The sequence below is a fragment of the Pantoea sp. DY-15 genome (assembly GCF_019795935.1).
GTDB classification, from domain to species: Bacteria; Pseudomonadota; Gammaproteobacteria; order Enterobacterales; family Enterobacteriaceae; genus Pantoea; species Pantoea leporis.
Genome location: NZ_JAIMIF010000007.1, coordinates 37,380 through 52,308 on the forward strand (window position 1 = coordinate 37,380; position 14,929 = coordinate 52,308).

Here is a 14,929-nt window from a genome sequence, read left to right on the forward strand (position 1 = left end):
ACTAACCTATTTCATGAATTAATTAGAGTAACTCAACCATTTTGATATACTGCCTTCATAATTTTATAATCTATAGCTCAGCTTTAGGGTTTCCACATTCAGAGATATATGATAATTGTAGCCAGGGTATATTGATTTTTATTTTTTTTCAGCAAGCGATTTATATAACATTATCGAGCGCTAACACATTACTTGCGACATTATCATGTGAGATGATTGTCGGTTGATGCAATGGTTAAGTGAATAGAGTTGGAAATTAAACTATTTTCTCTTGGAAAGTTTAAAATAATTTTTTCGGCCGTGAAATGCATGCGTAAACTATTGTTGTTTAATTAATTAAGGTGAGCGGTCGCTTATTTGCTTCTGCAACTTGATAAATAGCAATAAAAGCAGGTTATAACCTTTCTTTTACCGATCTTCATTTGAGGAAGTAGTTGGTAGAGATTAAATTTAAATTTTACATTAGTAAGTTATCAACGGGTTATGATAAAAAAAAATCATCTTAATGAGAACGATTAAGCTTAATTTTTAATTTTTTTCAATTTAAGTAAGAGAAAATAGGATCTGATCGCTGAGTGATAATAAAAAACACGATAAAGATCTCAAAAAAAACTTTTCTATAAATGCCTGATAATTTTTATTTTGCATAAATATTAGTATGTTAGGTCGCCACCCCCTCCTCGCACCAGCCCAATACTCTTAAGGTTCATTTTTTCTGAACATAAGTTCATAAATGTAAGATTGCGATTTTAAGTATAATGTTCAATTATAATTACAAAGGAAAAAAACATGAACGAGTACGGTTTAAAAAATAAATAGATAAGCATCGATCTATAAGTACACCTAAAATATCAGATGTTCTTGACAATTTTTATCTGCCAGGACCATTGTTAGGTATAAAGCATGTTGCAGGTAAAAAAGCTATTGTTGGCAGTGCCTGAACGGTTCGCTATGACGCTATTGATAATGATAAACCAGGAACATTTTTTTTATTTTATTGACGATATTCAGGCAAGAGATGTCGTTGTAATCGATAATTCTGGTCGGCAGGATTGCACCGTCTGGGGAGGAAATCTTAGCAAGATAGCGGTACTAAAAGATATAGCCTGCACGTTGATAAACGCTATTTATCGTGATACCAAGAAAGCAAATGAGGTTAACTACCCACTATATGCAATAGATAATTTCATCCGAACTGGTAAATATTTTATTGAGGTTGTGGCAGTCAGCGAGCCTATATCGATCAACGGTACCATTAATAAAAATGGTCATTTAATTGCTGATGTTGATGGCGTCGTAGTAATTCCTGATCAGCATATCGGAAAGACGTTTGAAAGCTGCATCTTAATGAAAATGAAATTATAAAGGATACTTTTGTGGGATGTCCATACCAGAGGTGCGCGAAAAAAATAATTATCATCGGATAAGGCGAAACTTAAATAATTTAATCATTAACTCCATCAGGAATAATAGTTTATGAATAATTCCATATCTTTATCTTCCGAAACCATTGAATTATTGAAACAGCTTGGCGCTGCTACGGTTTATGAAGCACAAGGCGCATTTGGTGCACTCGACTCAGGCATTAAACCTCTTTGTCCTAAGATGAAAATGGTTGGGCCAGCTTTTACACTTGATATGCGACCCGCTGATAACCTTCTGATTCACTATGCTCTTCTCCATGCCAAGCCCGGCGATATTATGGTGATTGACTGCAAAGGATATTTAGAAGCAGGCGTCTGGGGTGATGTTCTTACGACTCAGGCGATAACTATTGGACTGGCGGGAATTCTTGTTAATGGAGCGGTGCGCGACGCACAGGCGATAGCTGATCTACAGTTTCCTACTTTTGCTCGTGGGCTGTCCATAAAAGGAACAGGCAAACACCAGCCGGGTAAAATAAACGTACCTGTACATATTGGTGAGTCTTTAATTAATCCCGGTGATATTATTATTGGGGACCGTGATGGCGTTGTAATCGTGCCGCCAAACATGCTTACAAATGCTATCGAAAAATCCATATTAAGAGAAGAGAAAGAAAGTCACTTCAAAAAACTAATAAAAGATGGCGCTACCACCGCTGAATTAATGATTCTGACAGAAACTTTCAGACGTTTTAATTTAAAATAAGGTGAAATCATGAGTACACCGGTGGAACTAAATTCAGCTAAGCGTAAATCCAGCCATTATCGTTGGTGGGTTGCTACTCTATTCTTCTTAATTTATACCATAGCAGCGGCAGATCGTGCTAATCTGGGAGTGGCTTTACCCTTTATTAGAAAAGAATTTACTATGACAAACACAGAGGCAGGTGCCCTTGCGAGTTTGTTTCTTGCTGCTTATGCACTGGTACAAATACCTTCTGCCTGGCTAATCTCACGTTTTGGCGTTAGAAAGGTTTTTACAACTTCAATGTTATTGACTTCTGTTGCTACTGCTCTAACAGGTATTGTCAGTTCCATTATTCAGTTAAAAATTTGCAGAGTTTTATTAGGTATAGCAGAAGGCCCATTACCAATTGGTGTAACTTCCACAATCAACAGTTGGTTCCCTTCTCGTGAAAAAGGTATTGCCTCAGGGATTTTTCTCTCATCAATTAAGCTAGGTCCTGTTCTTACACCTATTTTAGGTTCGTTAATAATTACCCATTGGGGCTGGAAAGAAATTTTTATTTTCTTTGCTTTGCCAGGACTTGTGTTACCTTTTGTGTGGTATTTTTTTGTCGCGAATAAGCCCGAGAATTCACGATTCACAAGCGAAGAAGAAACTAACCTGATAAATGAAAAATCAATTACAATAGGAGATTTTAAAAAGGGAAGTGATTTTAAAAAAATTGCTATTCTCGATAAATTAATACGGGTGAGAACGATAAAACATCTCGATTCATCCATGAAAGTATATCGCTCATGGAATGTATGGGGTTGTAGCTTTGGATACTGCTTCCAGCTTGGTATTTCAAGCCTGATGCTTACCTGGATCCCAACGTATCTGCTGACCGAAAAACATTTTTCAGTAATGGATATGGGATTTGTAGCCGCCGCACCTTGGGTAGGAGCAGTGATCGGAAACCTTTTCGGTGGCTTCCTTTCTGATAAACTCCTCGGAAAACGTCGAAAGCCTGGCATGCTAATATCTGCAATTGCCACCTCCATAATGATGTATTTTCTAGCGTATATTCCTGAAAATCCGTTGGCATGTTCAGTACTTTTGTTCTTGACTGGCCTTCTGCTGAGCATTGGTTTCTCAGCATATATGGTCTATCCAATGTCTTTTATTGACACGAAAAACTTCCCTGCAGCTAATGCTATCGTCAATATGGGAGGACAACTTGGTGGTGCGGCAACGCCATTTATTGCAGGATTAATCCTTGATTATCGAGGGTGGGATGCAGTATTTGTCTTTATGTCAATTATATCATTCCTTACCTTCATAATTGTGCTTACAATTGACGAGCCGATGAGCATGAATTAATTACGATAAGATGCTTTTTAATACATCAATAAATGCTGTAACATGAGTGCCGCAGTTGTCTGGATTACTGATAGCGTAGATATAACTGTTGATCTTGAAATCCTCAAATGGCAAAAATAAAATATCTTTCCGGGTATCATGAATCGCAGTTTTGCCTAATAAGGTCACTCCCAAGCCAGCGCCTACAAGTGCCAGTGCGGTATGAATTTCAACAGCTCGATGTGATATTACAGGCATGCATTGATGAGAGCTGAAATAGTTAAGTATTTTATTAGCGAAACCGCTTAGATTATCCTTAGGATAGCTTATAAAAGGTGAGCGGCAGAAATCATGTATAGTCAAAAAGCTTTTTTTCGCCAGGTAATGATTTCGTGGGATTGCGGCAAATAATGGATCAATCAATATAAGTTGATGATTCAAATTAGAAGGCACGATACAGTCCCCTTCAAATTCACGGGTGATACCGATATCTATAGTTTGATTTGCAATCAGCTCGGGCTGATATTCCGATAATATTTCTGTAAGATTAATGGATACATCATTATATTTTTCAGAGAAAATCCTTATTGATTCTGGTAATAAATTTATCATTAATGAACGAGGGAATGCTATATTCAATACGGTATCTGCACGGGTCATAAATTTTTTTGTTTCTATCTGCAGCTTCTCAAAATCAAACACGATCTGCTGAGCTCTTGGGTAAAAAAATTACCCAGTTTGGTTAGAGACATGGGGCGTGAGCCGCGATTGAGTAGCTCGCCTCCTAACTCTTGCTCCAGAGCTGCCAGTTGCATGCTGATTGCAGTAGGGGCAATGAACAACTGCTTTGCGGCCATGCTTGCACTTCCTGATTCCACTACCTGACAGAAGTAAATCAGCTGCTTGATGTTCATATCTTCATTCACTCAGTAACAAAAAAAACTTATCACAATAAATTTCTATCACGTGACAGCTTAAGACCATATTAGACTTTTTCGATGTTAAAGCGCCTGCTGTGAACAAATCTCTCATAAGCATATACTTGCAATCCTTATTGATTATGTAAGGATACACTTTAAAGCAAGAAAGTAATATCAGTATGATATCGCTTGGCAGAAGAACATCCAGAGGTGAATTATTACGATGTGTAAGCTTTTGACTTGGCCAGTAAGATCACTGGTTAACTTCAACAACATTGTTGATGACACTTATTTTCATACTTCCCGTGTAAAATATATGCTGTTCATTCATATTTGAATTAGTGGACATCCTTGTGAATATTAGTCATTTCGACCTCAATACTTTGCGCCTGTTTGTTACTGCCGCTGATTGCAAAAGCCTTACCAGAACGGCTGAGTTATCGAGCATTACACTCTCTGCAGTCAGCAAACGTATCAGTGAGCTTGAGCGGAATCTTAACTGTCAGCTTTTTACCAGACAACCTAGGGGTCTTGAGCTCACTACAGCAGGGCTAGGTCTTCTCAGGCATGCACGCTCAATTCTTGACAGTGTTAACTCAATGGCAAGTGAACTGAACGACTATGCCCGTGGTGCTGTTGGCCATGTCCGGATTGCTGCCAATGTTTCAGCAGTAATCCAGTTCCTGCCTGAAGATCTTGCCACTTTTTTCGAACTAAACCCGGGCATCAGGATTTACCTTGAAGAGGCGCTCAGCGATGCCGTTATTGACTCAGTCGAGTCTGGCCGCGTTGATATAGGTATTTTTGCAGATAACGTTGACGCGACAGTGTTAAGAACATTCCCATGGCGGCAGGACAGACTTGTACTGCTTGTGCCTGCAGCCCATCCTCTGGCAGCGCATGAAGCCATATGGTTCGAAGAAACCCTCGCCTGGGATTATGTAGCCCTGAACCAGGGGAGTTCGCTGCTCCGGCGAATAACCGATACGGCCGTAAGCGCAGGCCGCGTACTGAAGGTCAACATTCAGGTAACCAGTTTTGATGCCGTGTGCCGCATGATCCAGGCAGGCCTGGGTATAGGTATTTTACCTCTGAAAGCCATTACGCCGGCCCTTCTTGGTTCATCTCTGAAAGCCATTACGCTGAAAGACGACTGGGCGCTGAGGACGTTGCGTCTTGGTATTAATGCTAAAAAAAGCCTTCCTCCCGAAGCCATCAAGCTCATGGAGTATTTGATGAGTGTCTCAGATTCATCATCCCCTGAATAGCAATTAACTTGCCATTTTTACAAGCACAAGATGAAGTAGTTAATTAAAATTATTCAAAATCAACTAATTAAAATCATCAATCAACCTAGCCTTCCTTCCCACTTTCCATAATGGAAAGTACTTTTGAAAAAATGTGAATTCTCTTATTCCTTATGCAGAGCAATGCTTTCTTATGTTACGAAATAGTGAACGGAGGAAGCATGGCTTTACCACTCGAAGGGCTGCGCGTTATTGAAATGGGCCAACTTATTGCCGGGCCGATGGCTGGACGGATGCTGGCAGAATTTGGCGCTGATGTCATAAAGATAGAGCCGCCAGGCAAAGGCGATCCTTTACGTAAGTGGCGCATGCTGCATGACGGAACATCTGTCTGGTGGGCAGCACAGTCGCGCAATAAACGCTCTGTCACGCTGGATTTGCGGCAGACAGAAGGTCAGCAGATTGCCATGTCACTGCTCAGTACTGCTGATGTACTGATTGAGAACTTCCGTCCCGGAACCCTGGAGAAATGGGGACTCTGCTGGGAAACCCTGCATGCGAACAACCCCGGACTTATCGTCTTAAGTGTTTCCGGTTACGGGCAGACTGGCCCTTATCGGGATCGGCCAGGCTTCGGCGTGATTGGTGAAGCGATGGGAGGTTTACGTCATCTTTCGGGTGAACCCGGCAGAACGCCGGTGCGCGTCGGCGTGTCCATCGGAGACTCTCTTTCCGCCCTGCACGGCGTCATCGGCGTTTTACTCGCACTTCGGAGCCGGGAAACGACCGGCCACGGGCAGCAGGTAGACGTGGCGCTGTATGAATCCGTCTTCAACATGATGGAAAGCCTGATACCTGAATACGCTGTATTCGATCATATCCGTCAGCCTGCGGGCAGCAGCCTGCCCGGCATTGCGCCAACCAATGCTTACCGCTGTAAAGACGGCAAGTATGCGCTTGTGGCTGGAAATGGCGATTCTATTTTTCAGCGTCTGATGCAGATTATTGAACGCCCGGACCTGGCCGCCGATCCGGCGCTGGCACACAATGACGGGCGCGTGAAGCAGGTCGAAATGCTGGATGAAGCGATTGGAAAATGGACCAGTCAGCGTGGCCTTCCTGAAGTGCTGGCCTCATTAAATGAGGCCGGTATTCCGGCCGGAAAAATCTACGACGCAGCGGACATTGCCAACGATCCTCACTATAAAGCGCGCGACATGCTGTTACCAGCGCAGTTGCCTGACGGCACGCCGGTTATCCTGCCGGGCATCGTTCCTAAACTGCTGTCCACTCCAGGAAGCGTCAGGCATGCAGCGCCAGTGCTGGGCCAGCACACGGAAGAGGTATTGTCTGAACTGGGCATTGATGCGAAACAACGCCAGATATTGAAAGAAAAGGGGGTGGTATGACTCTCCAGCAACAACTCCCGGCCGGACGCATTTATATGCAGGAAGTTTGCCCGCGGGACGGGTTACAGAATGAGGCCGTCTTTGTAGAAACACAGGACAAAATTGCGTTGATCGACCGCCTGAGTGCGTGCGGTTTCGCTAAGGTAGAGGTAACGTCATTCACCTCTCCGAAAGCCATACCGGCGCTGAAAGATGCTGAAGCCGTGATGCACGGGATCCGGCGAGAAAAAGGCGTCGAATACAGCGTACTGGTGCCCAACCTGCGCGGCGCGGAACGGGCCATGGCCTGCCGGATTGATGAAGCCAATCTGGTCATGTCCGCGAGCGAAAGCCATAACAACACGAATCTGCGCATGAGCCGGGAGGCGTCTTTTTCGCAACTGACCCAGGTGATCCACGAGCTGAATAACACGCCCGTTGCAATTAACGTTTCTCTGTCAGCAGCTTTTGGTTGCCCGTTCGAGGGCGACGTACCGCAGAATACGGTCGTGAATTTTGTTGATCGCTTCGCTAATCTGGGCGTTCGCGGCGTGACGTTATGTGATACCACAGGAATGGCGTTTCCAGTCCAGGTATCCAAGCTGAGCCGGATGTTGAAACAGCATTTCCCGCACTTAGAGATCACCCTGCACTTTCATGATACCCGCGGACTCGCGCTGGCAAACACCGTTGCAGCGCTCTCTGAAGGCATTGATCGCTTTGATTCAGCAGCAGGGGGCCTCGGCGGATGCCCCTACGCACCGGGCGCCAGCGGCAACGTCTGTTCGGAAGATATGGTGCATATGCTTGAATTGATGGGCTATCAGACCAATGTGGATCTGCCTGCTCTTCTCGATATATCGCGTGACCTTGAGCCACTCATTGGGCACAAGGTGCATGGCGCAGTTGTAAAAGCCGGCCAGCGCTCTGAGTTACATCAGATACCGGCATCGCTTGAACAAAATTTTGATTGCTTCAGAAAAACAGAGAGCTAAACATGATTAACCATATTGATCACATTGTCATTACCACCCGGAATATCAAAGCCTGCACAGATTTTTATACTCGCGTGCTGGGCATGAAACTTATCCAGTTTGGTGACAACAGAATAGCGTTTACCTTCGGCCAGCAAAAAATCAATGTCCATGAATACGGCAAAGAAATAGATCCCAAAGCGCATCTCCCCGTGCCGGGTTCACTTGATATCTGCCTGATAAGTGCTTATCCGGTTGAAAAAATACAGGCGCATCTGAAGCACTCTGACGTGACGCTTGTCGAGGGACCGGTAACCCGCACCGGGGCGTGCGGTCCCATTACGTCGTTTTATCTTCGGGATCCCGACCTCAATCTCATTGAGATCTCACGCTATCAGGACCAGTAACCGGGGGCGATATGAAAATTGTGACGCTGGATGCGGGGACGTTGCCCGTTCCGTTAAAAAAACCTCAGAGCTGCGATAACTGGATTTATCGGGAAAGCACGCGCGAAGAGGATATCGTGTCCGTTCTGGATAACGCAGAAATTGTTATCACCAATAAAGTCCCGTTACGTAAAGCCTCCCTGGAAAAATTGCCCTCCCTGCGCTTTATCTGCGTTGCGGCTACAGGCTATGACTGTATTGACACGGAGTTTTGCCGGGCGCGCGGGATAGCGGTCAGTAACGTGCCGGGTTATTCGACCCGCAGCGTCTCTGAGAGCGTGATTGCTTCTGTTTTTGCCCTGAGGCGCCACCTTCTTGAGTACAGCTGCTCGTCACATACTGAGTGGTCGCTGTCCTCGCATTTCTGCCTGCATAAATCGCCTATCGGTGACATTCAGGAGGCAACGCTGGGCATTATCGGACGCGGAGATATTGGGTGTGCCGTTGCCCGTATGGCCAGAGCGCTTGGCATGAATGTGCTGTTTGCTGAACGGCCCGGACAAAGCAGTGTACGGGAGGGGTACACGCTCTTTGAAGACGTGATATCGCAGAGCGATATCCTGACCTTGCATTGCCCCCTGACCCCGGAAACTCATCAGATCATTAATCAGGACGTGCTGGCACGAATGAAGCACAGTGCTTTGCTGATAAATACGGCCAGAGGGGGATTAATCAATGAGGACGACCTGGCTGACGCCCTCAGCAGAGGAGAAATAGCGGGCGCAGCGCTGGATGTACTGACTAAAGAACCGCCTTCTCCGGAAAATATGCTTCTTCATGTTCGGCATAAAAACCTGTTAATCACGCCTCATATTGCCTGGGCGAGTCAGACAGGTGTGCAAAATCTTATCAAAGGAATTAATTACAACCTTGCTGGTTTTTTCGCTGGCGTAATAAAAAATCGCGTTGCCTGAATAAAAATGGCGTGCAATGACGCGCCTTTAACTGTCCCTACAAATCTAGTATCTCACCCGAGGAAATATTATGTCTCAGAACATCGCCACCTCGAAAAACAACAAAAGATGGTATAAACATCTATATGTACAGGTCATTATTGCCATCATCATTGGTATAGGTATAGGGCACTTTTATCCATCAGTGGGAGTGGATTTAAAACCGCTTGGCGATACATTTATTAAACTCATTCGTTTACTGATAGCGCCTATTATTTTTTGTACCATTGTCAGTGGTATCGCCAGCATGAAAAGCCTCAAAAGCGTAGGCCAGGTAGGCTGGAAGTCACTCGTTTATTTTGAGATTCTGACAACCCTTGCACTGATCATCGGTCTAATTGGTGTAAACCTGATGAGCCCCGGAAAAGGGATGCATATAGATCCTGCATCGCTTGATGGCGGAGCTATTGCAACCTATACCAAAGCGGCACACGAACAATCAGTGACAGGTTTTTTGACACACATCATACCTGACACCGTATTTGGTGCATTTGCAGAAGGGAATATCCTTCAGGTACTGTTTATCTCAGTTCTTTTTGCCTTCGGCCTTCAGCTTCTGGGGGATATTGGGAAACCTCTGCTTAATACAATTGATCTGATTGCCAAAACTTTCTTCCGTATGTTGAAAATAGTGATGTACGTTGCACCATTAGGCGCGATGGGAGCGATGTCCTTCACGATCGGGAAATATGGTGTATCTTCCCTGTCCTCATATGGTGCACTGCTTGTATGTTATTACACTACCGGTTTCATTTTTGTTTTTGTCATCCTCAATGTGGTGGCAAAACTATGCGGATTCAGTCTGTGGCGCTTTTTGTGCTACATACGTGAAGAGCTGGCATTAGTTCTGGGAACCTCATCCTCAGAATCCGCTTTACCACGCCTGATGACAAAGCTTGAAAAACTTGGTTGTGATAAGCCGGTAGTTGGCCTGGTAGTACCCTCCGGATATTGCTTTAATCTGGACGGAAGTTGCATCAATATGACCGTGCTGGTAGTTTTCATCGCGCAGGCTCTGGACATTAACCTGTCCGTGCAGCATCAGATTTCACTGTTAGTTATTCTGTTACTCACGTCCAAAGGAGCAGCGAGCGTCAGTGGGGGTGCTTTCATCACGCTTGCGGCAACGCTGGGTTCTATGAACAGCGTGCCTGCAGCTGGCTTGGTGCTTGTTCTTGGTGTTTACCGGTTTATTTCTGAAGGTGGAGCCCTTATAAATGTGATCGGTAATGGTGTAGCTACTTTGGTTATTTCACGCTGGAATGGGTCATTAGATGTGACGAAATTGCACGAAGAGTTGGGTATGAAAGTCACTAAGAAAAAAACGAATGATAATTATGTTATAGCGCGAGTGGTGAGTAAAGATTCATCCGCAAAAAGCTGAATATCATATTGAGGTAACAGTTGTTACCTCTTTTTTATCAGAAACGTCGCCAGTCAATCCCATCAATTTTAATCTAAATCTGCAACTCAGATATTGAATTCAGGGCAATGTCACGGGGCAAAACTACAATACCCGTTTCGTCACAAAAAACATAATCGCCGGGTGTAAAAGTAACATTTTTAAAGTTAACAGGTATACCAGAGACTCCCTCCCCGCGACGAATACGTTTTCCTGGATGCGCTGCGAGGGCTTTAACCCCCACGCAGAGCTTTCTCACGTTTGGCAGGTCACGAACGCAGCCATTTAAAATTACTCCTTCCCATCCATTTGAAACTCCTCTCCCCAACACTTCATCCCCCGTTAATGCCATCCTGAGTGACCCCCCACCATCGACCACCAAGACCTTTCCCTGCCCCGTTGAGTCAAGATTTTCTGCTATTTGAGTACTGTCTTCAAAACAGAAAACTGTCTGTATCTCCCCAAAAAACTTTTCTTTACCACCAAAGCTGTGTAATCCGGCATCAGCAATAAAAGCATGATGGAAAAAATGATCTACAAGATCGGGTGTACTGGTAAACTTGACCATAAGCGTTTTCCTTATTTAAAAGTCACGATTGTTCTGTTTATTATAATGTGTAAATATCATTATAATAAACAGATTGTGTTTGATTTTTTGTATTTCACAGCATATAGAACAGCTTTTGCAAAAAGCTATCTGCGTTAGCACACCAATAACATTGTCAGATGATGATATATTTATCACATTCTTAGACAAATAATGTACTTCAATAACCGGTTGCAAGTTTCGGATAAGTCATGCAGGCCAATTCACCCTGAGATATTTGTGCAACTTTTCTCATTTCAGCCTTCGATAAGGCATAATTAGTACAAACAATAACAATTATTATATTGCTTACATCGGAGTCGACAGCACAGTTATCTTCAAATAATTTATGAAGGATATCCATGGATTTCTATCCTCATTAATTACTTATTAAATAATCCCATTCCTTAATTGGAGTAATTATTTCACCTGTGCGGTTTACCATCACAGGCGCTAGAAATGAAAGTCCATTTTATTAATGAATAGAAGCGCCCAACAATCATGGCTATATAAAATGCGCAAAGTTCCCGATACATCAGAGGCTGCTAAGCGTCTCAGCGCGCCCTATCTTTTTTATATGGTCACCTGGCGTCCAGCATAAAGTGCATAGTACATCATTTGTCCCACTAGACATCTTCCTGTAGAGATTATGTATCGGTTTGTCACTTTAACGAAGCTACATGAGTTTAATTTAACAGTAATGGTTTGTTTCATGCCATAGCGGATCATATTAATATTCGGCAAAGCGGATAGACTCTGTTGTCAGCCTGTATATGTGTGCTTATGCTAAATGCTTGCAATTTTTTAACTGTTCGGTCTCATCCATCTATTTTATCTATCTGTTCGCTAAAGGCGTTATGTATGTTCATCAAAATATCAATGAAGTCTCATCCTGTGCATCGGTGCTACCAGCTCACTGAGCAGCACAGTTTTTTCTATTTTAGCAGTTGATGCACCGGTCTTCAGTACTGCCATTTTTCTGATTTCATTACTGATATACGGGTCTCCAACACAACTTCGCCATATATATTTTCCTTTGCTCATTTAACTTCTCTATTTATTATCCTATACATTAAAGAATATGGTAGAAAGCTCTATTTGATCTTTATCTGCCCTCGGCAAGATAATGACCACACATTGCTGACGTGACGCGCATGCCAGACAGCTCTGTGATTTGACTTTTTCATCCCGGTTGGTTTAAGGTAATTGGTGATATCTTTAACATCGCTTATTTCGATTAGTGATCTTTAATTGTTGGCTTTTGATCAGAGTGCACAATCCTGACGGAGTTATCTCAACGTGGCCTGCTGTTCCGAACGGCTATTTAGCTGAATTTTCAGGTCTCGTCCTTATTTTATGAAGACTGATGAAATTACGGATGATGAGTTCACTGTCTTCCGGATTCCCGTTCATGCCATCATGAGATTCAATATCCAGCTGCGCATTCAATAAAACGCATCTTCCATTTAACATTCCACTTCCTGACATTTTATGCGAATAAATTGAAATGTCCGAAAGAGGTACGAGAGCAGTTATGAAGTTATCATTAATCAAGGCGCGAGTTTCCTGATGCCACAGAAAGTATCTTAGTGCCCAGTTAAAATTCTTGCGGTCACCAATCTTATCGTCATAGACAAAAGCAATTATCCATTTACCTTTTTTTTCTGCCTCAGGTCTTGCATCAGCCAGTTTTAGATACGGCTGATTTTCCTTAAAATATTCCTGTTCCGGAATATGAAGTTGGGGGTCATTCAATGCTGCCAGAAGACGAGGCATAATATCGGTTTCGATATCACTTTTTAAACTGCTGTTCCAGATGAGGGGGGTGACAGACGTCCGGTGGATTTCCTTGGCTCCAAAACTTATAATGACCTGGCTCCCGTTAACTACTGTTTTAACGGTTGTCAGCACGTAGGCCTCATCTGTGGCGGTTTTGGTCCATGCGTAGCTTGTCAGGCAGCGTTCTGAGCTTTCTTCATAGTTGATTTGCTGAGCAACAATATTTCCATTAAGGCTGGAGCAAATTTTATTAAAAACCAGGGCTACCTGATTTGAGGCTTCTTTCATCGCTTTTAACGATTCAGCCTTCTGTTTTTCGGCAGGTAGAGTTAACAATGACTGGATTTTATTGAAATCATCTTTAACCGACGTGGAGACTTTTTCAGGTAGTAAAATTTGGTCCAGCTTATTGATAAAGAATTCCATATTCGGGTATCTTTTTTCAGGCTGATAGGCAAAGCAATTGTCAAAAAATGCCATCATATTCTTTTTATGGCTAGCATTCATCTTCCTGAACTGATCGGTCAGCTCTTCACGCTGGTGAGGCATGCGGTTACGGCCATCTAATAATACGTCCGGATGGCTTCCGGTTATCAGATAAAAAAGGATGCCTGCCGTAAAAGCAAGATCAGAACGTGGGTCCTGCTTATCGAGGCTGCCAGCGGATAGTTCTGGCAATCTCAAAAAGCGGTTTCCTACCTCTTGCCCGACTGAGGTCATTAGACCCCTGTCAGTATTATCATGATAATTAAGCCCAAAGTCTATCAAATGAGGACATTCGGGTCTGTCATCCAGAAGAATAATATTATCTGGTTTGATGTCTCTGTGAATGACCCTTACGGAGTGACACTTCATGACTATTTCAGCCAATTTCATCGTTGAAGCCACAGCCACATCAGGTTCCACACAGGACTGAATATCACGCCATTTAGATAATGTTTTTCCAGTAATGAATTCTGTAACAATATAAGGTGTGAATGATAAATCTTCGTGCTGATGAGCGTTGCTTTCAATTAATCTCGGCACACCTTCTGATTTAATAGCATGAAAGGCTGAAGCTTCAAGAAAGAATCTTGCACGGCGCTCTTTATCTTTACTGGATTTGATGACCTTAAGAAATGCTGATTCACCGCTATTCTTATTTTTTACTTTAAAACCATCTCCCTGTCCCCCAGCACCAACACTCATCCCCTCTTTAATCCAGCATGCCTTATAGTCTTTGTTATCTGCCCAGTTCATGCATTCTCCTTAATGGCGTTTCTCTTAGTCATCGTAATTGTACCATGATGTAGCGGAATCGATATTGGTGACATATAAACATAATTTAGACGTTCATATTTCCCTTGAAAAAGTCTGTAGCTGTTCGCTATGACTGAGCGAGATCTTATATCAGTGATTGCCTGTTGTACTAACTCCTCTTGCAACCAGGCATTTAACCAAGAGTGCCTGGTACGCCCCCAGCCCAGCCTTTAACGGTGCTTTCCTATTCCCGTCAGCGGGTTACGCCCGAAACGGCGACCGGTCCGCGCGCGATCGCCGCGCGGTTTAATCCGCGCCGCCCAGGTTATTCTCCGTATACGGGAGAAAAGCCGGAAAACCGATCCGGAACGGATCCGCAGAGGATCGATTTATTCCCGTGGTTTTCGCTGGACAGACAGGAGAAAATACGTTCCACACCGCCAGACAATGGAGATTAAAAGTTTGGGTACCGTTACCCCGCGAACTGACGCAGATTTCACGCAGCGACGGCCCACTTCTTTTTTACCTAAGCAATACCACGGCGA

The 14,929-nt window shown here is 43.6% G+C and carries 14 protein-coding genes; 9 read left to right on the plus strand and 5 right to left on the minus strand.

Going from position 1 to position 14,929, the window contains the following annotated elements:
• The first annotated feature begins 903 nt into the window (after positions 1-903).
• The 3 genes from K5Y32_RS21730 to K5Y32_RS21740 all read left to right on the plus strand — a co-directional run bounded on the left by K5Y32_RS21730 (position 904) and on the right by K5Y32_RS21740 (position 3,471).
• Positions 904-1,365 (plus strand): RraA family protein, encoded by a 462-nt coding sequence (locus K5Y32_RS21730; RefSeq protein ID WP_222185765.1) that lies wholly within the window; start codon positions 904-906, stop codon positions 1,363-1,365.
• 111 nt (positions 1,366-1,476) lie between these two features.
• The gene (locus K5Y32_RS21735) at positions 1,477-2,130 is read left to right on the plus strand and encodes an RraA family protein (RefSeq protein ID WP_222185766.1); all 654 of its coding nucleotides are present in this window, start codon (positions 1,477-1,479) and stop codon (positions 2,128-2,130) included.
• Between the two features lie 9 nt (positions 2,131-2,139).
• Positions 2,140-3,471, plus strand: coding sequence for an MFS transporter (locus K5Y32_RS21740; RefSeq protein WP_222185767.1), 1,332 nt, complete (start codon positions 2,140-2,142; stop codon positions 3,469-3,471).
• Here the strand turns inward: K5Y32_RS21740 and K5Y32_RS21745 are convergent, their stop codons facing one another.
• Together K5Y32_RS21745 and K5Y32_RS25080 are read right to left on the minus strand one after the other, a co-directional pair.
• The gene (locus tag K5Y32_RS21745) at positions 3,472-4,152 is read right to left on the minus strand and encodes a LysR family substrate-binding domain-containing protein (protein WP_222185768.1); all 681 of its coding nucleotides are present in this window, start codon (positions 4,150-4,152) and stop codon (positions 3,472-3,474) included.
• On the minus strand, positions 4,125-4,364 hold the full coding sequence (locus K5Y32_RS25080) for a LysR family transcriptional regulator (protein ID WP_222185769.1): 240 nt from the start codon (positions 4,362-4,364) through the stop codon (positions 4,125-4,127). Before K5Y32_RS25080 ends, K5Y32_RS21745 begins: the two co-directional genes overlap by 28 nt.
• Before the next feature lie 359 nt (positions 4,365-4,723).
• On the opposite strand from K5Y32_RS25080, the gene K5Y32_RS21755 reads away from it, so the two are divergent.
• The 6 genes from K5Y32_RS21755 to dctA all read left to right on the plus strand — a co-directional run bounded on the left by K5Y32_RS21755 (position 4,724) and on the right by dctA (position 10,762).
• Entirely contained in the window at positions 4,724-5,638 is a 915-nt protein-coding gene (locus K5Y32_RS21755; RefSeq protein ID WP_222185770.1) for a LysR family transcriptional regulator, read from the plus strand.
• Positions 5,639-5,838: 200 nt separating this feature from the next.
• Positions 5,839-7,026 (plus strand): CaiB/BaiF CoA-transferase family protein, encoded by a 1,188-nt coding sequence (locus K5Y32_RS21760; RefSeq protein WP_222185771.1) that lies wholly within the window; start codon positions 5,839-5,841, stop codon positions 7,024-7,026.
• Positions 7,023-8,000, plus strand: coding sequence for a hydroxymethylglutaryl-CoA lyase (locus tag K5Y32_RS21765; RefSeq protein WP_222185772.1), 978 nt, complete (start codon positions 7,023-7,025; stop codon positions 7,998-8,000). Before K5Y32_RS21760 ends, K5Y32_RS21765 begins: the two co-directional genes overlap by 4 nt.
• 2 nt (positions 8,001-8,002) lie before the next feature.
• Entirely contained in the window at positions 8,003-8,386 is a 384-nt protein-coding gene (locus K5Y32_RS21770; protein ID WP_222185773.1) for a VOC family protein, read from the plus strand.
• Between the two features lie 11 nt (positions 8,387-8,397).
• On the plus strand, positions 8,398-9,339 hold the full coding sequence (locus K5Y32_RS21775) for a D-2-hydroxyacid dehydrogenase (protein ID WP_222185774.1): 942 nt from the start codon (positions 8,398-8,400) through the stop codon (positions 9,337-9,339).
• A gap of 70 nt (positions 9,340-9,409) precedes the next feature.
• Complete coding sequence (gene dctA, locus K5Y32_RS21780) at positions 9,410-10,762, plus strand: C4-dicarboxylate transporter DctA (RefSeq protein ID WP_222185775.1); 1,353 nt, start codon at positions 9,410-9,412, stop codon at positions 10,760-10,762.
• Positions 10,763-10,835: 73 nt separating this feature from the next.
• Here dctA and rraA read toward each other — a convergent pair whose 3' ends face one another.
• The 3 genes from rraA to K5Y32_RS21795 form a co-directional block, all read right to left on the minus strand.
• Positions 10,836-11,348 carry a ribonuclease E activity regulator RraA gene (gene rraA, locus K5Y32_RS21785; protein ID WP_222185776.1) on the minus strand — a complete coding sequence of 171 codons (513 nt, stop codon included), beginning with the start codon at positions 11,346-11,348 and terminating at the stop codon, positions 10,836-10,838.
• Between the two features lie 199 nt (positions 11,349-11,547).
• Positions 11,548-11,730: a hypothetical protein gene (locus tag K5Y32_RS21790; RefSeq protein ID WP_222185777.1), complete on the minus strand. Its 183-nt coding sequence runs from the start codon at positions 11,728-11,730 to the stop codon at positions 11,548-11,550.
• Between the two features lie 956 nt (positions 11,731-12,686).
• A complete protein-coding gene (locus tag K5Y32_RS21795; protein WP_222185778.1) occupies positions 12,687-14,384 on the minus strand; it encodes a protein kinase in 1,698 nt (565 codons plus the stop codon).
• Positions 14,385-14,929 lie beyond the last annotated feature (545 nt).

Excerpts from the sequence above, each read along its gene's own strand:
- K5Y32_RS21730 (WP_222185765.1), top strand. The coding sequence starts at position 904 with ATGTTGCAGGTAAAAAAGCTATTGTTGGCAGTGCCTGAACGGTTCGCT.
- K5Y32_RS21735 (WP_222185766.1), top strand. The coding sequence starts at position 1,477 with ATGAATAATTCCATATCTTTATCTTCCGAAACCATTGAATTATTGAAA.
- K5Y32_RS21740 (WP_222185767.1), top strand. The coding sequence starts at position 2,140 with ATGAGTACACCGGTGGAACTAAATTCAGCTAAGCGTAAATCCAGCCAT.
- K5Y32_RS25080 (WP_222185769.1), bottom strand. The coding sequence starts at position 4,364 with ATGAACATCAAGCAGCTGATTTACTTCTGTCAGGTAGTGGAATCAGGA.
- K5Y32_RS21760 (WP_222185771.1), top strand. The coding sequence starts at position 5,839 with ATGGCTTTACCACTCGAAGGGCTGCGCGTTATTGAAATGGGCCAACTT.
- K5Y32_RS21765 (WP_222185772.1), top strand. The coding sequence starts at position 7,023 with ATGACTCTCCAGCAACAACTCCCGGCCGGACGCATTTATATGCAGGAA.
- K5Y32_RS21770 (WP_222185773.1), top strand. The coding sequence starts at position 8,003 with ATGATTAACCATATTGATCACATTGTCATTACCACCCGGAATATCAAA.
- K5Y32_RS21775 (WP_222185774.1), top strand. The coding sequence starts at position 8,398 with ATGAAAATTGTGACGCTGGATGCGGGGACGTTGCCCGTTCCGTTAAAA.
- dctA (WP_222185775.1), top strand. The coding sequence starts at position 9,410 with ATGTCTCAGAACATCGCCACCTCGAAAAACAACAAAAGATGGTATAAA.
- rraA (WP_222185776.1), bottom strand. The coding sequence starts at position 11,348 with ATGGTCAAGTTTACCAGTACACCCGATCTTGTAGATCATTTTTTCCAT.
- K5Y32_RS21790 (WP_222185777.1), bottom strand. The coding sequence starts at position 11,730 with ATGGATATCCTTCATAAATTATTTGAAGATAACTGTGCTGTCGACTCC.
- K5Y32_RS21795 (WP_222185778.1), bottom strand. The coding sequence starts at position 14,384 with ATGAACTGGGCAGATAACAAAGACTATAAGGCATGCTGGATTAAAGAG.